Here is a 24,238-nt window from a genome sequence, read left to right as displayed (position 1 = left end):
ATTTTTTCTTATCTGTCCTAAAAAAATAGTAGAAAGATCCTACTAAACTTATCTCAGAAAGCAAACTAAAGGGATTTATAAAAAAGGAAGGAGAAAAGATAGGGGATGTTGACATAATTTACCTTTACTAGAACTAATGTAAACATAGAGGTGAGGAGCCTCTATTTAAATTTAGTAAAGATAATAAATATAAGAAAAATAAGAGTTAAAATGTTATGCCAATAACTTTAATACCTGCCAAAGAGAGCTCTCTGCCAGCAAGGAGAGAACTAACTTTTTTATATAATACCAATAGTGCCAAATCTTGTGCTTTTGCCAAAGCATAAGGAGAAGAAAAAGTAGTAGAAACCTATTTTGTTTTTAATGAAAAAACTTGAAGGTTTTGCCTATTTTTTCATTTAACCTGTAATTATATAAAAAGTTAGCAATAAAAAATAGGATTCATTTTTTTAAGGTTGTTTCTATATTAGCTATAGCTAAAATAAATTACCCTGATAATCATAAGATAGTTAAATTTAAATAATCGCTAATCTATCTCAAATCATAGAGAAAATTTATCAATTATTCTACTTTTTTTAGGGGAATATCCTCTAATAAAAATAAGAAAAAAGCTTAATTTTCCCAAGCCAAAAAAAGACCTCGACACTAGGTGTCGAGGCTTTGCTATTAGAATTTGAAATCAAGTCCTAAATTAACTGCTTTTTCTGTCCAAGCAGAAGATTTTTCTACACTACCAGCTAAACGTATGCGGAGTGAATTGGTTAAGTTTACACTATAACCAAGATTTAAACGAGCAAGGAAGTCATTGTTAAATACTTGTCCTGTGGTCGTACCGTCAGTTAAGCGGAGTTTAAAGTCTTGTCCTGCAACCTTACCACTGAATTTTAAGCTTGCATCAACTTGAGAAGCATAACCAAAGGTTCTAAACTGCGCAAAGGCTTTAATGCCAGCATGAGCGTAAAGTTGGCTTGTCCAACGTGCTTTGGCATCTAAAGATAGAGTTTGCGAAGCAGAGTTAGTTGCCGTTTCCGTGAAGGCGTTTTGGTGTGTCGCCTCAGCAGTTACCCCTGTAGAAAGAATAACTCCAGAAGTTTGTGAACCTAAAACTAACCAACCTGCACTTAAATCTAAACCAAAGGTTTGAGCATTGAACTCAACTTTTTGGTCAGAAGCGTCTAAAACGCTACGGGTTACATCAAAGTTGTGAAAGTTACTATAAAGAGTTGCCCCATAGTAACTATTAGCAAAAGCTTTACCTACACTTGCACTAAAACCAAAGGATTTAACTTTAGCAGCACCTGCAGTATAGTCAGAAGCGGCTGTACCTTCGTCCCAGTTACCATTGAGACTATAGGCAGCTATCCCGAGGTTGTAGCCTGTTAGAGTTTGAGTATAAGCCCCTATAGTGTAAGCGTTAGAGTCAAGATGACCTTTTAAGCTTGTTGCATTAGATTTCCAATCTTGCCAACGGTAACCAAAGTCAACATAGGCATGCCACTGATTATCTAGAGTCGCAAAACGTCCTAAAGCCTGATCCGCAAAAGTTAAAAGATGACTACGTGCTTGTTGCGTAGTAGCTTGCAGAAGGTTGCTATAAATAGTACCTGAAGCACGGAGAAGAACTTCATTTAACTCACTAGCAGTGAGAGATTGTAAGCTTGCCGCTGCAGCCACTACTTCACTATCGCTAGTGCTTGTTGCAGAGTCTCTTGTGCTTGTTGTAGTGTCAGCTGTACTTGCGGTAGTATCGCTTGTAGTTGTTGTGTCAGTTGTACTTGCGCTCGTATCACTGCTACTTGTTGCAGTATCACTTGTACTTGCCGTAGTTACCGTACTACTCGAATCAGTAGCACTTGAAGTGTCATCTGCAGTTAAAACTACTGCCGAAGTAGTACTACCTGTACCAACACTAGTTAAGCTTACTGCATCTAAATCTTCTTCACTAATATTTGCTAAATCACTATAGTAGCTAGAAGTGAAAACTAAATTAGTGCTTTCAGTTACTACAGACTCAGAAGTATTTACTTCAGTTGCCCCTGTAACTGCCACTACACCAGTTGTCGCTTGACTATTAGCAGCCGCAAAAAGTTTGTCTACTTGGCTTGCCCCTGCTGCATAAGCTTGTGCCTCAACTCCTGATAAGCTAACTGAGTTAACATAGGTTGAAGCATTAGATGCATTTACGCTTACTAAAACAGCAGTAGAGTTTTGTAAGAGACTATAGCTTACTAACGCCGAATTTGCATAGTCAGAAACTATATTCTCAAAGTTACCTGTAATGTTTTTTGCGGTTAATACCGAAACATTATTGGTAGAACCTGTAGTTACATAACTATCAACATTTTGAATATAGAGAGTACCATTAAGGCTCGCATTACCTGCAATGTTAATTGGGTTAGTTAAACTTGTAGCTAAAGTAGCGTTATATTTGTTAACGAGGTTACCTGTTAAGCTTACATTGTAAAATTGGGTGTAACCATTGTTAGTTACGTTAGATAGATTAGCATTGTAAGCGTAGAAGTTACCGTCTGAGTTAATATACACATGACTGTTTACTAAAGCCGCACGACTGCTTACATTAGCGGTAGTAAAACCAGCTGAGCTTTGGTCTTGAATTACTAAAGCCCCACCATTTACAACTGTATCACCTGAGTAGGTATTGTTAGCACCCGTTAATACCAGTTGATCAAGGTTTGAAGTACCATTTACTACTAAACCGTAAGCACCAGTAATGTTATTGTTAAACCAGTAACGTTTATTAGTATTGGAAATATTTGCTTCAAAGTCACCAAAAACAAAAGCCCCTGGACCATTTAAAGCTACTGAAGCATCTACTACCCCCCAACCAAATACAGAGTCTACGCCTGCTTCACCTATGTCATAAGCAGTAGTTAAAAGAGTAGTTTTTAGTTGTTTAGCAGTCATCCAATCAAACTGCTCTTTCACCATTGCTGCGATTGCAGTTACTTGTGGAGCAGACGCTGAAGTTCCAGCAAAACCAAAACTACCAGCACTTGAATAGTTAGCTATTTCCCAAAGGTAAGCACCTGCTAAACAGTTCCACTTAGTTACCCCACATTGGTAAGCTACGCTGACATTGTTTAAATCACTGCTACTGCCTGAAACTCCAGGAACAAAAAGATCTGCCGAAAAGGCTGCCGAACCTGTGCCTGTGGTAGATAAACCTGTATCTACAACCGCATTTTTTGTCGCATTGAGCAGATTAGCGTAGTTTCCGTCAACATTTAAGGAATAACCAGTTACCACAAGAAGAGCATTAGCAATATTCTCATCTGCGTTAATAAATTGATATAACGAAGAATTAGTATCTAGTTGCGGACCATAATATACACTACTCCAGTCAGTTGAACTAGAAGCGTTGGCATCACTCTCTACTTGAGTTTGGAGCCATGAATAAAAGTCTGCGTTAGCTGAAGAGAAAACAAATAATGGTGTATCTGCATTGGCGGTAACAGTTTTTAAACCAGCTAGTGCCGAAGCATAGGCCGTAGCATGTACTTGCCCAAACTGATCTTCACTAGTTTCGCTTTCTTCAGTATAAGAAATAGAGTAAGAGTTATTAATTACCGCAGGACGGTAGGTATACATTGTTGTATAAATGTCACCTAAACGATGGTTAGACGTATACTGCGTAAGCACATTATAGTAAACACTTGCATCTGGAACTAAACCGTTATAGGTAGAATTACGTTGTCCAGCAAGAATTAGAGACACTCTTGTCCCATGGTCTAAACTAACGCCTCGAGCGACATCAGCTTCAGGATTACCTGTATATTGATTTGCAATATTAACTACCGTAAAGTTCGAAGCATTTAAGCCCGTGTGCGAAGTATTTAAGCTACCGTCAATAATCCCCACATTCACGCCTGCACCACGGAAATTACTTGCGTCAGTAGAAAAAGTGGCACTGGCATTAAAAGTTTCGGTTGAAGCACCTGTTACTGGAATGTAAAAGTTAATTGTTGATTGCCCTGATACTACAGGAATTAATCCCATAGCAAAGAGGTTATTATAGCTAGCCGCTACTCCTGCATTAGATGTTGAGTTTGGCCAACCTGTAAAATAGGTTTGACTTACAGCCGTGTGACTGTTAGTAAAAGTCTGATTATTGGCAGTTTGAGTTTGGGTATAAGAAAGATTTGCACTGCTAGTAACAGTTTCGCTTGCATTATTAAATGAAAGGTTAGTAGTTGCAGTGGTCGTATCTGCTGTAGCTACCCCAGTTGTAGCTGCGGTTAATTGCGTAACACTTACAGTACTTAATGCTGTTGAACCACTTGCTGTAGTTGTTGAGGTGTAAGAAGAACCGCCGCCTCCACCGCCGCCACAGGAAGCTAAGAGAGTTGCTGAAAGTACGGCAACAAGAGATGAGTTTAAATTATTTAGTTTGTGTCTTTTCATATTCATTAAAGATTTGGGCTCGCCAACCCAAAATAACAACGCCAATTATTGTTAGATTAGCTAAAGCACTTAGATGCCAGGGAATAAATGGGTAAATAACCCATTCCTATTTATTTCTGTTTCATCTCTTATTTTACTATATTTTCCCATAAAACAAAGCTTTAAATATAGCACTTGAAAGTACTATTTACTAATTTTTACCTAAATAACACAAGAAACTGTAATTCAAACTAAGAAAAAACATTTCATGCTTGCTTGATTTTTGCCTAAATAAAGCCGACATTAAAAAGAATTGTTTTATATAAACTTAATTATTACCCTAGGAAAAACTCACGACAAGCTTCAACATTACCTTTTTTAAACAAATAAAAAAGCCGCCCTAAGGCGACTTTTTTTGGTGTTATTAAGTTTAGTGTTTTATAGCTCATCTAAAGACTAGGTTACAGATAAGTTTAAAACAATTATTTTTCCCGCAATTTATGCGGGAGAAAATTTCGAGATATATTATAACAAATCCCAGCAAGTTCTGCCAAAGAAAAGAAGGAAAAGGAGGCGGATATTTTTTTGTTTTCTCGATTGTTTTCTGCTATAATATAAAATGCATTTTGATTTTTCTTATTTATTTGTTTTAAAATGCTCTAAAGTTTAGAACACTCGGATAAATAAAAATAAATCTCTTGCAATACAGGATTAATTATTAAAGTAGGTCAAACCAACCATACTCTTTAGTAATTGCGCCTATACTGAGTTAGAGATCGGTATCAGGTGAGTTTTAATAAATTTTTTTAATTAAGGAAAAATTATCATGTCTCTAAGTTCAGAACAAAAAGCTGAAATTTTAGCTAAATTTGGTCGTACAGAAAAGGATACTGGTTCTTCAGAAGTGCAAATTGCATTATTAACTGCACAAATCAACCACTTACAAGACCACTTCCGTGTTCATACTAAAGATCACCACGGTCGTCGTGGCTTATTACGTATGGTTTCTAAACGTCGTAAATTATTAGACTACTTAAAACGTACTGACGTACAAAAATACGTAAACATCGTAAGTACTTTAGGCTTACGTCGCTAATTTTTTAGGACAGAGTTCCTACTTTAATTCAATAAATATATATTCACTAAGACTTTCAGCTCGTTCTGAAAGTCTTTTTTTAGCTCTTCATTTACTTTTACAATTAGTTCATTTATAATCAATTGATAATTAAATAGTTAATTTTCAATTTGTCTTTGCTATTAGCTTTTGCTAATAGTCTTTTTTTATCTTACGGCTTGTTTAATATGAAAAATGAAGAAAAAAATGACTCAGGAGTAGAAACTCTGCTTGATAAAAGTCGAGAAAACCTTGAGCAAATTATAAAAACAAGTGACCATGTCTACCCATGGCCAGTATTATTTAATAAATCTATTCCAATTCTTATTGCCTTTCTTGCGGTAGGGGGAGCCTATGGGGTATTAGCCGTAAGTGTGGGCATGCCAATTTGGTTTATTATTCTTTCGAGTATTATTACCTATTCGGGGTCAGTACAGTTTTTAACTATTCCTCTGTTAGCTAGCTCGGCAAGTTTAAGCTCAATGTTCATTACATCCTTTGTGGTGAGCTTACGCTTTTCTTTTTACATTATTGCTTTAATTCCAACTTTAAGTAAAAACATTTTCCGCCGTTGGTTTGAGTCGGTAAGTATTTGTGATCAGTCCTTTGCGATTATGATCCTGGAACCAGAAAAAGCCAGAGAGGCTAACCTCTTACGCTTTAATCTCTTACTGCATGCTTACTGGACTATAGCAACCGTAATTGGTATTGTGCTAGGACAAGTAATTGGTGATCTAATTCCGCACTTAGACTTTGCTTTAGCAGCTCTTTTTGTTATCTTAGCTTACGAACAATTCAAGAAAAGCCGTTCTTACTTTGGTTTAGCAATTGCCGTAATAGCTTTTATTGTCGCAAAACTTTTTGCTTACAATTGGTTAATTCTGGCAGCTATTCTCTTTTGTGCAATTTGCATTTTAGGACGTTACTTCTTTACCAACTGGTCTAAGGAGGATATTTAAAGATGTTACCTGAATTTTCTCATGGTTATTACTTTATTGTCCTTGTAGTGCTTAGTTTAGCTACTGCCTCAGCTAAGTTCTTACCTTTACTTGTACCAAGAAAGTACATGCAAACTAAGTGGTTAACTGCCTTAAACCGCCTTCTTGGTCTGTGCATTATGACCATTTTAACTTTAAACAGTTTAACTATTCCCGATATTACCCACGGGGCACAAGCTAACTGGGAGTTAATTGGTTATGAAGCTCTGGCACTGTTAACGGTATTAGCTGTATATGTGCGTTTTAAAAGTACGCTCTTAGCAGTAATCATAGGTATAGCCTGTGTAAATATTCCGTGGTTAGCTCTAGTAATGGTTGCTTGTATCCTACCAACGCGAGATAAATTTACTAACTTAATCTCGCTAAAAACTTTACGTCGCCGTAAAGCTACAGCAAAAAACCAAGCAGAACAAGCTGAAGAAGCACGAGCAAGTATTGATACTTTAACTATTACCGAAAGTGTAGTTGATAGCCAAAAAGTAGCTCGTACTGCCGAAGCTGCTAATAAGTTAAATGCCCTTCAGGCAGCTAAAGAAGAGCAAGAAGCTGCAACGCAGGCAAATCAAACAGAAACTGTAAAGCAAGCTAATCAGCAAGAAACTGCAACACAGGCAAATCAAGCTGAAACAGCAACCAGCGTGCCTCAAGCAGAAACAGCAACTCCAGAATCAGCTCAACCTAGCTCAACTAAAGAAGAAAAATAAAATAAACTCGCTTTAGTTACAAGAAAAATCCCCTGCAGTGGGGATTTTTTCTTTTTTGTTTGCTCTGATTATTAAAACTTTTTTCTAGATAACCTTAAAAAAATCCAACTAAAAACTAAAATATTCCAAGCTACAAAAAATACCTTACTTAAGTTAATCTTCTCTCTTACCTAAGTATTCAAGTTATAATCTTAGAGAAAAAACAAATAATATTAAAAAATTTGTTTATTATTCATCTTTTATGTTTATAATTAATCTTTGTAATTAGGCATATAAAAACTAGGATTATTAACCCTGAGAATAAATAAGTAAGTAATTACTTACTAATATTATTCTTATTTTTCAATTGGTTAATTTTTAAAAACTTTACTTAATGTAAAAAAGTAATGCACAAATTTGCAAAATCTCGTATAATATAGCTAATAACTAAGTAAACACTCAAGAAAATTTAGTTATGCCTCAATTTAATTATTAAAACATATAGTAGATAACTTCTACTTCACCTCGGGATAAATTATGGCAAGACCTTTATGCGCTGAAAAAAGAAAAGCCATTCTCCTTTCGGCAATTCATCTATTTTATAATGATGGCTTTAATGCCCCTACGAGTAAAATTGCCCGTGAAGCTAAAGTTTCAGAAGGGACAATTTTTACATACTTTAAAAACAAACAAGAATTAATGGAAAGTGTATATCTCTTTTTAAAAGATGACCTACACGATCGCATTTGTTCCCCAAAAGTTAAAAACGAAGATTGTGTTATCGAAAACTTTAAAGCTCGTTTCGAAGCTTACGTAGACTATGGAATTAAATTCCCTGAGCGTAATATTCTTATTAGTCGTTTTATTCTTTCGAAACAAATTCCTCGTGAACTTATTGATCAAATCAAAAAATCATTTGATGAACTCGTAAGCTTTTTAGATAAGATTCGTTCTCTTGGTCCTTTAAAAGACGCACCTCTAGATTTAGCTCTCAATATTTTTGCTAATATAGGTAACAATGTAATTCATTTTTGTATTGTTAATGATGTGCAAGATCCAGAGCTTATTGCTAGATACACGGACATGCACTTCCATTCAGCATGGTTAGCTTTAACTAGCGAAACAGTTGAAGCAACGCGAGCAAGATTAGAAAAAATTCCTGGACAGGATATTTCTTGCTTAACTAACAAATAAAATGCGTAAAAAAATTGTCCTGCAAAGAAGACTTTGCAGGACTTTTTTTGTGCTTACTTTTTGCTTTTTATGCTAGGCTTTTTACTAGTTTGGAGCTTGCTGTTGCCTCTGCCAAGCTAGGCTTGGCACTTAAGAGCAACAAACCAACTCATAAAATGGTTAATTATTTAAATTAGTTATTCCCTACTTTAATATCAGCAGAAAAAGCTAATTTCACTAAAGGATTATCCTTGAGATTAGCAATAAAATTAATGTAAGCTTGCTTATGAGTCTCTAAACTTGCAGGGGTATTAACTCCATTGCTCAGATAAGCTTGACTAAAGGTTTGCGCGTTGGCGTTATTAAAGTCTACTCCCTTATACAGAGCGTCAGGTTGCCCATACATAATTTTTTGGTAATCTTGCACTTGGGTAGCAAGGCTTTTATCTGTATAAACAAACGCACTTAAAGCTTGATTAAACTCAACGGCACCTGGAGTAGTAAATACAGTTGCAAACTGGACAAATTGATCACAAGACGTTTGCATAAAAACGTTAAAGTTTTGGGCATATTTATCTAGCTCTTGGGCTTGTTCGGCTGTTAACTCCTTACGAGCTACTTGCTTATAAACTTGAGGAAGCTTTTCTCGATCTATGCGGGCTTGCGGAGTATTACAAAAAGCTATGTACTGTGCCATAAAAGTTGGCAAGTTAAAGTTTTGGAAATTACGATAAGCTCTTACCACCACTACTTGCCCATCAGGATTTGCTCCTGCTAAGGCATTTTCTTTAGCCACATAACTTAAATAGATAATTAAGTTAGTAGCCTCGAGCGCCATAGGAATATTGCTACTCAGGTTTTGCTCAACACTTGCCTCACGAATGCGGTTTTGCATAAAGTAAAAGCCATAGTTATACAAGTTGTCCATAAAAGGACTAGCAGGAAAGTTACCTTTGAGGCTTGGATCTTTGAGGTAGAATCTTGCTACTTCGCGCGTTAGATCAAAGTTGGCTTTAAGGTAACGCGTTTTGTCACCTTGCATAGCTTGAATATACTCAGGACTCGATAAAAAATCTGTCCCGATTTGGGCAATTACCTTATTTTGTGTAACTAAAGTAACAGCTTGACTCGAGCAACTTAACCCCAGCAACAGGGCTAAACTGATTAATTTTTTTGCCATGCTAACTCCTGCTTTGCCACAAACTCTTGGGTAATCTCTTCAATTTCCATTTCTAATTCCATCCATTGCTCTTCGAGTTGTTCGACCTGCTCTTGCAGTTGTTTATTTTCTTGAGCTAGGGCAGTTACTTTTTCAGCACTTGCCATTACTTCAGGATCTAAAAACTCTTGCTCAATTTGTTGTAAGCGAGCTTTTAATTTGTCGCTTTGCTGTAGAAGACGGTTTTGTTCTTGGCTCTTACTAAGAGTTAAACGTTTTAACTCGCGGGCTAATCGCGTATCTTTAAGCACGCGTTCGAGTGGGGTTAGATTAGGATCGCCCGCCTCGAGCTTAGGAGATGCCTTACTAACTTCTGGAGCTTGCTGTTGCTTTTGGGCTTTGTAGTTTAACACCCATTTATAGTAGTCGTTGAGATCGCCTGCAAATTCTTCAACCTTGTGGTCGTGTACTAGATAAAAATCTTCCACCACTGCCGAAAGGAGAAAACGGTCGTGCGATACTACAATTAACGACCCTTCAAACTCTTGTAAGGCCGTCGCTAGAGCTTGACGCATATCAAGATCCAAGTGGTTAGTAGGCTCATCGAGAAGTAAAAGATTTGGGCGTTGATAAACTATTAAAGCTAAGGCTAGACGTGACTTTTCTCCCCCAGAGAATTTTTCAATTTTCTCAAATACCTTATCCCCACTAAAGTTAAAGCCACCAAGAAAATTGCGGGCATCTTGCGGTAAAATCTGCGGATCTAGGCGCGTGAGTAATTCCATAGGGCTCGCATTAGTATCGAGTTTATCTACCACATACTGGTTAAAATAACCCATTTGCACTAATTCATTAATTTGAATGGTGCCTACGCCATCAAGCGGAGTAAGCTCACCTGCAAAGGCTTTAATTAGCGTCGACTTACCAGCCCCATTTAAGCCCAGTAAACCTATGCGCGTACCAGGAGTAATACTAAAGTTTACTTCTTTTAATACCGGTTGCCCAGAAATATAACCTATATTTGCCTTACGAATTGTCGCAATTACTGTAGGTAAACGCTTACTCGCTAAAAAGTTAAACTCAAAAGGGTTTTGCGTTACAACTGGATCAATAATTTCCAGTTTTTCCAAATAACGAATGCGCGATTGAGCTTGACTTGCCTTGCGGGCTTTATATCTAAAACGCTCAATAAACTCTTGCACTTTTTTAATGTGCTTTTGTTGGTTGAGATATTGTTTTTGTTGAATTTCTCGGTTTAAGGCTCTTTGTTTAATAAACTCCGAGTAGTTACCCGTATAGGCAGTTATAGTTTGCTGTTCAATATAAAGAACATGATCAGCCAAATTATCCATAAACTCTTGGTCATGGGAAATAAAAACTATAGTGCCTTGATAGCGTTTACTTAAATAGTCTTCGAGCCAATAAACGGCATCTATATCCAAGTGGTTAGTCGGTTCATCAAGCAAGAGCAGATCACTGGCAACTAATAAAGCACGAGCAAGGTTTAAGCGAATTCGCCATCCCCCAGATAATTGGTTAACGGCCTGCTGTTGTTGCTCTTGACTAAAGCCTAAACCATCAAGAATTACAGCCGCTCGTGAACGTATAGTCCAGGCATCTATTTCATCGAGTTTGGCATTAGCTTGGGCAATAAGCTCATGATCATTATTCGCTAGAGCTTGGTTAAGTTGCTCTTGCCAGTGCTTATAAGCAAAATCCCCCTCAATCACATATTCAAGAGCCTGTTGCTCGGTATTAGGTACTTCTTGCTCTACCCAAGCTATGCGCACAGGAGCTATTTCTAAGCTATTGCCAAATTGCATTTTACGCTCTTGGGCATCGAGCTTAAAAGTATTCATAAGGGTGGTTTTTCCTGTGCCATTTGCTCCACACAGAGCCACTTTGGTGCCAGGGTTAATAGTAAAGTTGAGCGAGTGCAAGAGTTCGCGCTTGCCCACCCAAATATTCATATTGTCTGCTTTTATCATAATTTTTTCAGCTCAATCGCTTGCTCTAAAATTAGGGCTGATTGCTGTAAAAACTCTTGGGCATTTTCCCCAAAGAAGTTTGCCGTTTTCTCAAAGTCAGCAATGAATTTTTCTTTATCTCCAGCCTCTAAAGTTGCTACTGCCTCTTGGACTTTACCTAGATAACGTAAAAGGGCATGTTTACTTTGCGGATTATCATAAATAATATCGGCATAAAGATCTGGATTTTGGGCAAAAAGACGCCCAATCATAATTAACTCTAAGCCGTAAATTGGTGAAGATAGTTGGATTAACTCTTCGAGAGTATAACCTTCGCTCGCAGTAAATGCCCCTTGTAAATAGGTATTAAAGTGACGTACTGCCTGCATATGCGTCATTATCTGGTCATGTTTGCTTGCACTAGTTTCCACAATTCTTGCTCCCAGGATTTGAAATAATTCTAAATAAGGAGCAAAAAACCCATGCTGGCGTCCAGGACAAGTAACGATTAGTTGATTTTCCAAACTTGGCGTGGCGATCCCAAACATAGGGTGCATGCCTAAAACTGGTCCAGAATGATGCTCGAGCATTGCTTCTAAGGCAGGAGTTTTAATTGAAGTTAAATCACAAATGCCCGCTTGCGGTTTAATCCACTGACTATAATGGGCAATTAACTCCGGAGTTTGGTGAATAGGTACCGAAAAGATCACTAAATCGGCTTGAGGTAATAATTCTGGTGCCTGCTCTTGATTGTGTAAATCTAGAGAAAAGGTGAATTTTGTGGTTTCGGTTGCCGAAAAAATTTGCATAAAAATTGAGCCTAAGCCCCCATTTCCCCCAATTACACAAACAACTTTATCTTTTAAAGCGGTAAAAGATTGCAACTTACGTACTTGAGCTAGCTCAATAATTCTTTGCACTTCTTCTTGCATACTCGCAATTTTGCTTTTTAAAAAGCCAACGAGCTGCAGTTCTTCTTCATTTAATAATTGATTGCTCATAATTTTTTAGTTAACCATAAATTTTTCTCTTTATTTTACCATTTAATGACAAAAAAAGAGCTACGGAATTACCGTAGCTCTTAAGCTTGAGAACTTTAAATTAAAACCTAGAAGAAATCTAGACTAAAACTTAAAATATATGAATGCAAAAATTAAGAATATACCTATATATTATACTAAAAAGGATTAAATTGCTTAACTATTTGCAAACTATTTTTATTTCCTGCGATATTTCAAGGAGTTTCGGGAATAATAACCCCAGATGTTTTAAGGGTACTAATCCTCTTTTACCCATTTATCGGTCAGACGCGGTTCACGCTGTTTAGTTTTAACCCTTTGTCCCAGAGGCGGTAAACTATTTGGTTCTGGAGTAATATAACCAAAACCAGGAAGTTTAAAGCTATAAAGATCAACCCAGTTAATGTAAACCTGAGAAAGATAACGAATTGCCTCTTTAGAACGAATTACATCATCTTCTTGGTTGCGATTAAAAATATAGGTTTTACTTTCTACTGGGTCAGTTGGGTTTTGTCGGCGGTATAAAAAGTGAATACCTGTTAGCTCGCGCTCTTTAATATAGGCTTGAATTTCACTTTCAAGGTCATCAACTTGCGCTTGTACTTGGCGTTCATATTTATACTTACCTTTAATATTGGCATATTTAGCAAAACGCTCTTTTTCCTCGGCATCAGCTTTAGCAGCCTGCTCTTCTTGATAATGCTGTTGCTCAGCCGTAGCAGCGGTCAAGTCTAAGTCATCATTTAGTTTGTTGGCAGCTTTGGCAGTTGCCTCGGTTTGCTCGGCAAGGTTTTCTAGCTCTTGTAACTTGGTAGCGTTTTCGGTAAGTTTTTCGAGCTTTTTAATGCAATAGTAAAGACGACGCATGCGTTGTTCAGATGGACGGGTTAAAATCATTGGCTCATAAGGATGCGGTAAGCTCTCTTGTAAGCGTGATATTAAAGTCCGAATTACCGTTACTATAGCAAACTCTAAATCCTCGAGTTTAGCTATTCCTACTTTATAACTTAAACCAGGCGACAGTTTATAGTTTAAGCCCGTAGGTAAATAGTTTAACTCTTGGTGCCAGAGATTAGCATAGTTGGTTACGCCCAGATACAGAGGTGCGAGATGCTCGACGTAACGGAACTTATTATGCAGAGCACAAGCAACATAATATTCATTATTTTGGGCTTGCACTATTTGACGAATTAAGCTCCAACTTGTTACTTGCGGGAAGTAAACGCCTAATTCCTCATCAAACGGCAAATTGTGCTCTTGAGCATAAAGATAGTTCTTTTCTCGCGTCGCTTGGTCAACGGGTTGATAAATACTGCGATCTTGTAAACTAAAAACACGAACCGTATAGTGGTTAAAGGCATTGGCAGTTAGTAAACGCTCATCTAAACCTATAGCATGATTGAACCAAGCAAAAACTTCTTGGCTAATCTCTATATTAGTTGCCAGCTCAGGATGTTGATCCGCAATAGTTTGCAATAAAGCTTGCGCTTTTTCTTGCTCCGAATGCCCTGCAAGATTGTCTGTTTCAGTATTTTTTACCAGCTGATGAACAAGTTGCCCTTGGGCTGTATCATGCCAAGTGGCTGGATTACCCCAAGTAACAGTTACTGGTCCATTATTAGCAAAAGAGTATTTAACTTTTTGTTGCTTAAAGTCATCGAGAATTGGCGTACAAAAGTTAAAGCCATAGTTACGACACATGTGCTGTAAGCGCATGCCAATGTTTTCGAGCTCAGGAGTTATTTTATTCTTGTCGATGCCGTAATAGGTAAGTAAATCATCTATATCTAGATTGATATTGAGCACTACATCTGCTTTTACCACTTCAGGTAAATAGTTAAAGTTAGTAAAAACATTACGACGACATTCGGTTCCTGAAATAGGAACATAATCGCGTGATGGGTCAACAAGAATTGCCTCGAGATTTAAATGGTATTTATAGTTTTCTGCATCTTGAGGTTCAGAGGTATAGACATACTCAGGGCGATACTTAAGTTGACCTAAATAAAAATCTACTACTTTTGCCCACTCAAACCAACCATTGGGATAAGAAGGAATATTATCTTCGCGCAGATTAAAAACAAAAACATTATCATAGGCAGAAGTTGCTCGTTTTACCCAAGAAGTTCGCACTTCGCGCGTTGGTTGCACGGGGATTGATGAATCCCAGAAAAGTTTTTCATCACGTTTTTCATCTGAGCAAACAAAAATATAAAGCAGATCACACTCAATGCGAGCTCGATCTATCATGTATAAATGCCCTTGATGCAGGGGATAAAATTTACCAAAAATAACCCCAACTTTAGGTTTACGGTTGTATTCATCCTCTGATTTTAGATTACTATAGAGCTCATCAAGCGTAGGTAAAGGCGTCGCATTAAGAGTTTTTATAATATACACCTGATTCTCTATATCAAGTGGTTCATAAGAACGACGATGTTCGTGCACTTGCTCGTAAGCAGCATCGGCAGATTCTTCATAGGCTAATTTAAGATCCTCAAGTTGGGACTCGGTAATTAGCTCGGCAAATACCGGATTTATTTTCTTGGAATTGAATTTAGCTTTAGACACTGCTATCCTCTGTTAAGTATTGGTTCCATGCGTAAAGAAGAGAACTTGTGCGCTGGTTTTGCACAAAATTATTTTCGTAATAATAAGCGCTAGGCGCAAAAATTTCTAACTTCTCTTTTGCACGAGTAATAGCTGTATATAGGATATTACGGGAAATTGAGAAATCAGTTAATTTAAGAGGAAGAACTATGCACGTATGGTCAAACTCATCCCCCTGAGATTTGTGAATGGTGGTAAAAAAGCCTTTTTCGTACTGTTGCACAAAGGCCAAAGGTACGCGTTTATACTCTTGTTCTTCTTTTTGATCAAAGTAAACATAGTCAACGCCATTGCTTTGTTTTACTACCAAGCCTAGATCCCCATTGGCAATGTTTAAATCAAGTTGATTTTTACTAATTACAATAGGGAAAAAGGTGTTACTAGCAAAATAATCGTTACTGTGCATCAGATTATTGAGCGTATCCACCCCCAGTTCTCCCTCTCTAACTGGAGAAAGAAAACGATTGTTTTTTATAATCGCAAAGGCTTGCCCTAAAACTTCAGGCGTTACTTCTTGCTCGCCTAGTTCGAGCAACGGAGAAAATGCTTGTAAAGCCTTGCGTAAAATCATATTTTGCACAAAAGTAGCATATTCACCCGCTTGCATTACCCGTGCATCACCACTATAGCTTGCCATTTTTTCCCGAAAATCAGGAGTTATATTTAAGCCTTGCAGAGCAAACAAGTCACTTGGGGCAAGAGCCTGCTCTAAATACATACGTTCGAGACGTGGATACTTGCTGAGTAAAGCAAAGAAGTTATCGCTTTTTGCTCCCCCGAGTTTAATTAGCGGTTTATACTGAGCAAAAATATCTCCCCAACGGGCAAACATTTGTTCGTAAGCATAAAATACCACATCCGCTTGCTCACGTCTTTGTTTTAATTGCTCTTGAATAAAAAGCAGATGCTCGCCTTGAGACTGACGATTAATAAACTCAGCATAGGCTGCAATTAAACTCGTCGCCTTATAACGAAAAGAACGATTGAGCTCGTGAATTAAATCGCTAATTTGGGGTTGGCTCACTTGCTTTTGCTCGAGAGCTTGCCCATAGGTTTTAGCATAGGCAAGAGCTCCTTGCACTTGCTGGGAGTAAGCACGTAAACCTGAAGCATTACCTTGCCAGAGAGCGAGCTGATGAGAAATAGTCTCTAAAACATTGCCCTCTCCGATAGCAGGAAGCTGGTTTTTATCTCCGAGTAAAATAAGTTTTGTTGTCGGAGCTATAGCCTCAAGTAAACTGGTAAAGAGATGGAGATTTATCATCCCCACTTCATCACAAATTACTAGATCTGCTCTTAAATAGCTTTCTTTGCCTGCTGGAGTTTGCGGACTTATCCCTAAAGCTCGGTGTAACGTAGCATTTGCGGCATTTTTACCCGTTTGAAAAATGGCCTCGAGCCATTTTTGCCAAAAAATGGCATTAGTGCCAGGAAATATTTCCTGTAAACGCGTGAGTAAATGGGCGATCTTTGCCTCTTGGCTTTGCAATTTAGCAAAGCTGTGGTTAATACTTTCGCCAAGGTGGGCAGCAGCCTTACCTGTAGGGGCAAGTAAAAGCATTTGCAGCTGACTAAAATCTGGTTCGCTTTGGGATAATAAACGCAAGCCCAGAGCATAAAAAGCCATCTTCCGTGCCGTGGTAGTTTTACCTGTTCCAGGACCACCGATTAACACACTCAAAGGCTGAGTTGCAGCCACTAGACTACTTGAGTCTTGGTTAGTCAGTTCATAGCCCTCGCGTTGTTCAGGTAAAAAGAACTCAGCCATGGCAGCTAAGAGCTCTTCTTGCGCTTGCGCATAACTCAAATTAGCTTTTTGAGCGAGTTTATGTAAAATACTGCAGCTTTCTTTTTCTTCGCGTCCCATATAAAAACGACGAATAAAAAAGTCGAGAATTTTACTTTCTTTAACATAAGGCTGAGCCAAGCTAATTAAACTAGGTTCGCCCTCTTGGAAAACAAAGTAATTTAAGCCCTGTCCTTGTTTTAAGCGCTCATTACTAGCAAAAACATGACAATACTGGGCTTGATGGGGAAGTTGTTGCCAAAAATCATGCTCTTGCCATAAACGTCCTGCGTAAGGAATTAACGCCATGTGTAAGCTAAGATTTTGCAAGAAAAAGCCCACAAAAGTATCTTGTCCGCTGGTAGGGAATAACAGCCCTAACTCTTCATCGAGCGAGGTAATTACCTGAGCATATAATTCTTCGGGCTCTGGGATATACCAGATTTTTGCATCAGCTAATACTGGGGCTAGGTCTTGGTTCTGACTAACTAAAGTAGCATAGTTAGCAAAAATGCGAAGCCAAACGTAATTAGCTAGCTTATACGCAAAAGCTAAAACTTCAGGTTGCCCTTGGTATCTTTGGGCAAGAATATTGTCGGCAACTGGTTCTTGTAGCAGAGCAAAAATCTTATTTTTATCTTGCGTTTGCAGATAAATTTGCTCTAAGTAGTTAGCCACAAGAAATTGTAACTCTTCTACATCTACAGCAAAGGCATTAGTTTGACAAGCGTAAGAGACCTTAGTGCCAAGACGAACTTTTTTAAAAGAACGTGCTAGTTCTCCGCCTCGCTCAAAAGTATACTTTTGCACAAAACAACCAAGGAGTTGGGCAAGATGATGATATTTTTGCCATAACTCAACTACTTGGAATAAAAAATCTGTCGAAATTGCCGTATTAGCATTAATATGCTGGTTTTTTAATAAGGCAAAAAGAAAAGCCAAAAAGAAAGTTTCTTGATCACTCAGATTTTTCTCTTCACTAAAATACTTACCCCCGAGGTCAATAACAGTCAATAGGGCATTAAAGTACATAGGCTCGAGTTGGCGTTGTAAGTAAGCCCTACGAGCTTCAAGATATAACACTTGGGTTAAAGGTTTATTTTCTTGTTGGAGGGTATAAAAAATCTGATCCATAAATTTTTAGCTAAAATACATTTATGTATCATATTATAATGGAAATTAACAGAAAAAGAAGCATTTAACCTAGATCAGGCTTGCTGAATGAGGCAAAAGGCAAAGTAACTTGACCTACGAGAAACCGATAAAACAAGCACAAAGAAAAATTTTTAGTTAAATAAAGCAAGCTTTATTACCATGAACAGATTTTTAGGGTATAATATAGAGTATAAGATTTTTGCTTAATTGTTTTTTTAATAAAGCATTAATCGGTTAACTATAAAAAAGTCTCAACTTATTGAGAGTTTGAATGTATTATTAATTAAGAATATAGTGAGAAACGAATATGAATGATAAAAAATTACATGTACCGCAATTAAGATTTCCAGAATATAACGATTCTTGGGAAACAAAAACTTTAAAGCAATTGTGTAAATGGAGTAAAGGTTCTGATTTAAAGAAAGATAAATTCAATACTGAAGGTAAAGGTAACTTAGCGATTCACTATGGAGATCTTTTTAATATCCATAAAGGTTTTATTTCCGAAAAGCAAATCCAAACTTTTACAGAATATGATGAAGGAACTGTAATACCTAAGAATTCTTTACTGTTTCCTGATTCTGATGTAACTCCTTTAGGCTTAGCAACAGCTAGTGCTATTGTTGCAGAAAATGTAAGAGCTTCAGGTGGAGTTATCATAGGGGCGGTTAAAGAAGATTACGACGCACCTTTCTTATCTTATCAACTAAATGCAAAAAAAGAATCTTTTTACCCTTACATTACAGGTACAACCGTTAGACATATAAGTGTTTCTGGTTTAAACTTTATTAAAGTTAATCTACCTTCATTAGAAGAACAACAAAAAATAGGTAACTTCTTTAAAGATATCGACTATTCTATTGCTCAATTAAAACTTAAGCATGAGAGTCTCCAAAAACTTCAAAAATTCTTAGTAAGAAATCTATTCCCTGTAGGATCAAATATACCTGACTTGAGATTTAAAGAGTTTAGTAAACCTTGGAACACCTATACTTTTTCTTCACTATTTAATCTAAAAATTAGTACTAATTCTTTATCTAGAGATAATTTAACAGAAGAGCAAACAGCTGTTAAAAACATTCACTATGGTGATATTTTATTGAAGTATAATTTTACCCTTGATGCACAGCAAAGAGATATTCCTTACATTGTAAATGCAGATCCTACTAAATATGAAAAGACTCTTCTTCAAGATAGAGATGTAGTGTTTGCTGATACAGCAGAAGACTTCTCTGTAGCTAAATGTATTGAGATAGAAAATACAAATGGAGTTAACATAGTTGCGGGCCAACATACTTATGCAGGAAGACCGTTAGTAGAAACTTATCCTGGGTTTTTAGGCTTTGTTTTAAACTCTCCTTCCTTTAGAAATGGTATCCACCCGTATTTTCAAGGAATAAAGGTTTACTCCATTACTAAATCTAATCTAAATCTGAGTTCGGTTCAACTACCTGAAGATTTAGAAGAACAAAAGAAAATTGTAAATTTACTACAGCTATTTAAAGATATAAACATTAGATTAGATAAACAAATTAAGTATATGCAAGAGTTTAAGCAAGCTATGGTACAGCGTATGTTTATTTAACTAAAAAAAATAGTCCTCTGAACATTTTGTTCAGAGGACTTATTCGTTTTTGTGATAGTTCTATTCTGGTTTTCTTGCCTTACGATGACTCTTTTTATATCGAATCCGCGTAACACGTAAAGCACGTGCTGAGCTATTAAAGCCTGTAGCAAAAAGAAAACTAAAAATCGAACCCACAAACATAAAGGTTGCCATTACTATTGGACCAGCTGTACCATTTGGAGCAACTTGGACATAAAGCCAAGAAGTAACTATCCCCGAACTATACTGTAAAAAGCCGAGCATAGCAGCTGCCGAACCAGCAACTTGAGGAACAGGATCTAGAGCTAAGGCTGTGCCTGTAGCAGGAATGAGTCCGTTCATAGCAAAGAAAATAATACAAGGTAAAATCACTCCCCAGATGCCCAACCAACCAAAATAAGCGTTGAACATATACCAAGTTGAGGCTAATAGTACCACAATAGTTGCTAGAGTAAGAATGCGACTAACAGGATACTTAGCCACAAATTTACGGTTAAGGAGAGAAAAAACTATTACCCCAATATTATTTATCGCAAATATTAAACCATAGTCTTCGCTAGGTAAACCAAAATAACTAATGTATAACCAAGACGAACCTGTAACAAAAGCGTAAATACCTATGTAGTAAAAGAAAATACTGAGGCAAAAACGCATAAAGTCCCAGTTGCGTAATAAAAAGCCATAGTTTTTTATTACCTGAGAAAAGCGAGCATTGTGCACATACTCAACTGGACGTGTCTCTGGAAAAATAATTACACACAGGGTAATAAATAAACTGAAAAAAGTTTGAATATAAAAAATTACTCGCCAAGAATAAAATTTTAATACCCAAGCCCCAATTAATGGACCTAATAAAGGAGCTGCCGCCATTAAAAAGATAAGTAAGGACATTACCTTGGCTGCATCAGTTTTATTGTATACATCACGTACTATTGCCCGAGCTAACATAGGACCTGTACAAGCCCCAAAAGCTTGCACTAAACGCCAAAGGATCATCTCCTCGAGCGAAGTCGAAAGGGAACAACCGTAAGAACCTATAGTGTAAAGAGCCATACCTATTAAAAGAGGAATTTTACGCCCAATGCGATCGGCAATAGGTCCCCAAATAAGTTGCCCACAAGCAAAGCCAATTAAAAACGCAGTAAGAGTATACTCTATATCAGCATGAAACTCGGCTTGCATTTGCGGAAATGCCGAAAGATACATGTCCGTTGATAAAGAGGTAAACCACATGAACATGCCGAGGATCCCTATCATCCAAAAACGTAGATAAGGGATTTTAATGGCTTTAAAACTAAAAGTTATTCCAGGTGGAGTTACCGTACTTGTAGCCCCAGGAAGGTTAGGTATTACCCCTTCACGCTCGTATAAGCCTTGCCCGAGAATGGTAATAGCTGTTGCCGAATCTGGATGGGCAGTAGCTTGCTGTTGCTCTTCGAGCTTGGTTATAATTTTTTGATGATCTAAATTATCATCGACGGGCAAATTTTCTTGCCCATAACTTGAGTCTTTTTCTTCTTGGAGCATAAAAAAACTAAACTGTAAATAGGTGGTTATATTTTACTCTTTTTTGTTGAGTTTGCACAAGAGAAAAAAATTAGCAAGAAAAGGCAAAGTGTAATAAAATGAATAGTTGTGCATTGCACTAACTTATAATTTTTTTATTATTGGAGCATACTGTGTCTAATTCAAATACTTTCGTTGTAGTAGGTACACAATTTGGGGATGAAGGTAAGGGTAAAATTATTGATGTTTTATCTCCTACCGCAGATTACATTGTTCGTTTCCAAGGCGGAAATAATGCAGGTCATACTGTAATTGTTGGACAAGAAAAATTCATCTTACACTTACTACCGTCAGGTATTATCAACAGTAAAGGGAAATGTGTAATTGGGGCTGGTTTAGTAGTAGATTTAAAAGTACTATTAAAAGAAATTGATGCCTTAGAAAAGCGTGGTAAAAACCTAGATAATTTATATTTAGATGAACGCGCTCACATTATTTTCCCTTATCACATTGCCGTAGATAAAGCAAAAGAAGAGTCATTAGGGGTTAATAAAATCGGTACTACGCAACGTGGTATTGGTCCTTGTTATAATGACAAGATTTCTCGTAATGGGATTCGTATTGGTGATCTACTAGATCCAGAACGTTTTGCTGACAAACTCGCATGGAACATTAAAGAAAAAAATGACATGCTCGAACGTTACGGTTGGCCAGAACGTTTTGAATTTGATGCTCTGTATAATGAGTATATGGAACTAGCTAAATTAATTACGCCTCGTATTATTGACGGGGTAGCTGAAATTAATGAAGCTGTTGCTGCGGGTAAAAAAGTTTTATTCGAAGGTGCGCAAGCAATTATGCTTGATATAGATTTTGGTACCTATCCATATGTAACTTCATCTTCACCTACTGCAGGTGGGGTTTGTGTTGGAACTGGGGTAGCACCAAATAAACTAAACCGCATTGTCGGGGTAATGAAAGCTTATACTACGCGTGTAGGTGAAGGTCCATTCCCAACTGAACTAGAAAACGAACTTGGAGAACAAATTCGTCAAACTGGTGGGGAGTTTGGGGCAACTACAGGCCGTCCACGTCGTACAGGTTGGTTAGACCTAGTAATGGGCAAATATGCTGTTCTTATTGACGGTTTAACTGATATAGTTTTAACTAAAATCGACGTACTTACAGGCTTAGAAACTATTAAAGTTGCTGTAGGTTACAAAATTGATGGTCATGTATACAACACTTACCCTGGTAATCTGCGTAAGTCAAAACCAGTAGAAGTTATCTATGAAGAACTTCCAGGTTGGAGCGAAGATATTAGTAAAATCAAAGACTACCAAGACTTACCGCTAAACTGCCGTAAATACATCGAATTTATTGAAAAAACGCTGGGCGTTAACATTTCTATGATCTCTGTAGGTCCAGAAAGAACGCAAAACATTTACCGCGCAGATTTCTAATTTACCCTCAAGCCCTAAAACTGTGTGGTTTTAGGGCCCTTTTTAAGTAAAATATTTTTGCCTATGACATATTCAAGTTTTGATCCGCAAAGTGCGACAAATTTTTACGATTATCCGCTTTGCTCACGCTATGCTAGTGAAAAAATGAAACACATTTTTTCTCCGAACTTTAAGTTCTCAACTTGGCGTAAACTTTGGGTAATCCTTGCCGAATCTGAAAAAGAATTAGGTCTGGATTTTATTAGCGAAGAACAAATTCAACAACTTAGAGACAATATCTATAATATAGATTTTGCTAAAGCTCACCAGTATGAAATTGAATTAAAACATGATGTAATGGCACATGTGCATGCTTATGGCGACGTAGCTCCAGAAGCAAGAAAAATTATTCACCTTGGCGTTACTTCGGCTTATGTGGGTGATAATACCGATTTAATTCAAATGCGCGAAGGCTTACTGCTGGTTAAACAACGTCTGGTAACTTTAATTGCTACTTTAGCAAAATTTGCTCAAGAGCATAAAGACTTACCTACTTTAGGCTATACTCACTTCCAAGCAGCTCAACTTACTACTGTAGGTAAACGTGCGACTCTGTGGTTAAAATCTTTTATGTTCGATTTAGAACAAATTGAACACTGCCTCGAGCATTTAGAGTTCCGTGGTGTAAAAGGTACTACAGGTACAGCAGCTTCGTTTAAAGAACTATTTGGTAATGACTATAGTAAAGTTGTAGCTCTCGACCAAATGGTTACAGAAAAAGCTGGCTTTAAACGTCGTCAAGAAGTTTCAGGGCAAACTTACGACCGTAAACAAGATACTTTTGTGTTACAAGTACTAGCTGGGTTTGCGAGTTCGGCACACAAGTTTACTAATGACTTCCGTTTACTGCAACATTTAAAAGAACTCGAAGAACCATTTGGTAAAAAACAAATTGGCTCTTCAGCTATGGCTTACAAGCGTAACCCTATGCGTTGTGAACGTATTTCAGCCTTAGCAAAATTTGTTCTGAGCCTAGAAATGAACGGTCATCTAGTGCATGCTACGCAATGGTTTGAGCGTACTTTAGATGATTCGGCAAATAAACGCCTCTCTTACCCACAAGCATTTTTAGCGGTAGACGCTATTTTACTTGTACTACAAAACATTGCCGAAGGCATTGTTGTTTATGAAAAAATGATTACGCGTAATGTAATGCGTGAACTGCCATTTATGGCTACCGAAGACATTATTATGGATTGCGTAAAAAAAGGCATGGATCGCCAAGAAGTGCATGAAGTAATTCGTGAGCTATCAATGGAACAAGCTCGTCTGGTAAAACAAGAAGGACAAGAAAATCGCTTAATTGAGGCAATTATTGCTGATGGTCGCTTACCTATTTCGGCAAGTGAAATTAAAGATCTACTCAATCCAAGCAACTATATTGGCTTTGCTCCACAACAAGTAGATGACTACTTAACTAATGTAATTCAACCTATGCTGGCTCGTAACCAAGAATTTATTCTTGGCGAACAAGTTGAGTTTACGGTTTAAAGCATAAACTGCAGTTAATTACATTAAACGGGCTGTTATTTATTTAAATTAAATTAATTGAACCCAAG

14 protein-coding genes are annotated in these 24,238 nt (G+C 37.3%); 7 read left to right on the top strand and 7 right to left on the bottom strand.

The window, feature by feature from the left end; all coding sequences use genetic code 11:
* Positions 1-666: 666 nt before the first annotated feature.
* Positions 667-4,428, bottom strand: a complete 3,762-nt coding sequence (locus CJP74_RS06915; protein ID WP_119497634.1) for a S8 family serine peptidase — start codon at positions 4,426-4,428, stop codon at positions 667-669.
* A 799-nt stretch (positions 4,429-5,227) separates the two neighbouring features.
* Here CJP74_RS06915 and rpsO point away from each other — a divergent pair.
* The 4 genes from rpsO to CJP74_RS06895 all read left to right on the top strand — a co-directional run bounded on the left by rpsO (position 5,228) and on the right by CJP74_RS06895 (position 8,390).
* The gene (gene rpsO, locus CJP74_RS06910) at positions 5,228-5,497 is read left to right on the top strand and encodes a 30S ribosomal protein S15 (protein ID WP_119497632.1); all 270 of its coding nucleotides are present in this window, start codon (positions 5,228-5,230) and stop codon (positions 5,495-5,497) included.
* Between the two features lie 206 nt (positions 5,498-5,703).
* Positions 5,704-6,474, top strand: coding sequence for an AzlC family ABC transporter permease (locus tag CJP74_RS06905; protein ID WP_119497630.1), 771 nt, complete (start codon positions 5,704-5,706; stop codon positions 6,472-6,474).
* A gap of 2 nt (positions 6,475-6,476) precedes the next feature.
* On the top strand, positions 6,477-7,217 hold the full coding sequence (locus tag CJP74_RS06900; protein WP_119497628.1) for an AzlD domain-containing protein: 741 nt from the start codon (positions 6,477-6,479) through the stop codon (positions 7,215-7,217).
* A 516-nt stretch (positions 7,218-7,733) separates the two neighbouring features.
* Positions 7,734-8,390, top strand: a complete 657-nt coding sequence (locus CJP74_RS06895) for a TetR/AcrR family transcriptional regulator (protein WP_119497626.1) — start codon at positions 7,734-7,736, stop codon at positions 8,388-8,390.
* Positions 8,391-8,562: 172 nt separating this feature from the next.
* Here CJP74_RS06895 and CJP74_RS06890 read toward each other — a convergent pair whose 3' ends face one another.
* The 5 genes from CJP74_RS06890 to CJP74_RS06870 all read right to left on the bottom strand — a co-directional run bounded on the left by CJP74_RS06890 (position 8,563) and on the right by CJP74_RS06870 (position 18,044).
* Positions 8,563-9,549, bottom strand: a complete 987-nt coding sequence (locus CJP74_RS06890) for a hypothetical protein (RefSeq protein ID WP_119497624.1) — start codon at positions 9,547-9,549, stop codon at positions 8,563-8,565.
* Complete coding sequence (locus tag CJP74_RS06885; RefSeq protein WP_222987006.1) at positions 9,534-11,498, bottom strand: ABC-F family ATP-binding cassette domain-containing protein; 1,965 nt, start codon at positions 11,496-11,498, stop codon at positions 9,534-9,536. The genes CJP74_RS06890 and CJP74_RS06885 overlap by 16 nt, the downstream gene beginning before the upstream one ends.
* 14 nt (positions 11,499-11,512) lie before the next feature.
* On the bottom strand, positions 11,513-12,496 hold the full coding sequence (tyrA, locus tag CJP74_RS06880) for a bifunctional chorismate mutase/prephenate dehydrogenase (RefSeq protein WP_119497620.1): 984 nt from the start codon (positions 12,494-12,496) through the stop codon (positions 11,513-11,515).
* Positions 12,497-12,772: 276 nt separating this feature from the next.
* On the bottom strand, positions 12,773-15,085 hold the full coding sequence (locus CJP74_RS06875) for an adenylyltransferase/cytidyltransferase family protein (protein WP_222987004.1): 2,313 nt from the start codon (positions 15,083-15,085) through the stop codon (positions 12,773-12,775).
* Positions 15,078-18,044 (bottom strand): AAA family ATPase, encoded by a 2,967-nt coding sequence (locus CJP74_RS06870; RefSeq protein ID WP_119497616.1) that lies wholly within the window; start codon positions 18,042-18,044, stop codon positions 15,078-15,080. Before CJP74_RS06870 ends, CJP74_RS06875 begins: the two co-directional genes overlap by 8 nt.
* Before the next feature lie 328 nt (positions 18,045-18,372).
* Here CJP74_RS06870 and CJP74_RS06865 point away from each other — a divergent pair, with 328 nt between their 5' ends.
* Positions 18,373-19,650, top strand: coding sequence for a restriction endonuclease subunit S (locus tag CJP74_RS06865; protein WP_119497614.1), 1,278 nt, complete (start codon positions 18,373-18,375; stop codon positions 19,648-19,650).
* 60 nt (positions 19,651-19,710) lie between these two features.
* Here the strand turns inward: CJP74_RS06865 and CJP74_RS06860 are convergent, their stop codons facing one another.
* Positions 19,711-21,198, bottom strand: a complete 1,488-nt coding sequence (locus CJP74_RS06860; RefSeq protein ID WP_119497612.1) for a multidrug effflux MFS transporter — start codon at positions 21,196-21,198, stop codon at positions 19,711-19,713.
* A gap of 152 nt (positions 21,199-21,350) precedes the next feature.
* On the opposite strand from CJP74_RS06860, the gene CJP74_RS06855 reads away from it, so the two are divergent.
* Both CJP74_RS06855 and purB read left to right on the top strand, forming a co-directional pair.
* Positions 21,351-22,640 (top strand): adenylosuccinate synthase, encoded by a 1,290-nt coding sequence (locus CJP74_RS06855; RefSeq protein WP_119497610.1) that lies wholly within the window; start codon positions 21,351-21,353, stop codon positions 22,638-22,640.
* Positions 22,641-22,703: 63 nt separating this feature from the next.
* Positions 22,704-24,170 carry an adenylosuccinate lyase gene (gene purB, locus CJP74_RS06850; protein WP_119497608.1) on the top strand — a complete coding sequence of 489 codons (1,467 nt, stop codon included), beginning with the start codon at positions 22,704-22,706 and terminating at the stop codon, positions 24,168-24,170.
* Positions 24,171-24,238: the final 68 nt, after the last annotated feature.

The sequence above is a fragment of the Psittacicella melopsittaci genome, from assembly GCF_003585925.1.
In the GTDB taxonomy this organism is placed as follows: domain Bacteria; phylum Pseudomonadota; class Gammaproteobacteria; order Enterobacterales; family Psittacicellaceae; genus Psittacicella; species Psittacicella melopsittaci.
Note: the sequence above shows the minus strand (reverse complement) of the source record. Positions and strands in the feature narration are given on the sequence as shown.

Coding starts and splice junctions, on each gene's coding strand:
- CJP74_RS06915 (WP_119497634.1), bottom strand. CDS start 4,428: ATGAATATGAAAAGACACAAACTAAATAATTTAAACTCATCTCTTGTT.
- rpsO (WP_119497632.1), top strand. CDS start 5,228: ATGTCTCTAAGTTCAGAACAAAAAGCTGAAATTTTAGCTAAATTTGGT.
- CJP74_RS06905 (WP_119497630.1), top strand. CDS start 5,704: ATGAAAAATGAAGAAAAAAATGACTCAGGAGTAGAAACTCTGCTTGAT.
- CJP74_RS06900 (WP_119497628.1), top strand. CDS start 6,477: ATGTTACCTGAATTTTCTCATGGTTATTACTTTATTGTCCTTGTAGTG.
- CJP74_RS06895 (WP_119497626.1), top strand. CDS start 7,734: ATGGCAAGACCTTTATGCGCTGAAAAAAGAAAAGCCATTCTCCTTTCG.
- CJP74_RS06890 (WP_119497624.1), bottom strand. CDS start 9,549: ATGGCAAAAAAATTAATCAGTTTAGCCCTGTTGCTGGGGTTAAGTTGC.
- CJP74_RS06885 (WP_222987006.1), bottom strand. CDS start 11,498: ATGAATATTTGGGTGGGCAAGCGCGAACTCTTGCACTCGCTCAACTTT.
- tyrA (WP_119497620.1), bottom strand. CDS start 12,496: ATGAGCAATCAATTATTAAATGAAGAAGAACTGCAGCTCGTTGGCTTT.
- CJP74_RS06870 (WP_119497616.1), bottom strand. CDS start 18,044: ATGGATCAGATTTTTTATACCCTCCAACAAGAAAATAAACCTTTAACC.
- CJP74_RS06865 (WP_119497614.1), top strand. CDS start 18,373: ATGAATGATAAAAAATTACATGTACCGCAATTAAGATTTCCAGAATAT.
- CJP74_RS06860 (WP_119497612.1), bottom strand. CDS start 21,198: ATGCTCCAAGAAGAAAAAGACTCAAGTTATGGGCAAGAAAATTTGCCC.
- purB (WP_119497608.1), top strand. CDS start 22,704: ATGACATATTCAAGTTTTGATCCGCAAAGTGCGACAAATTTTTACGAT.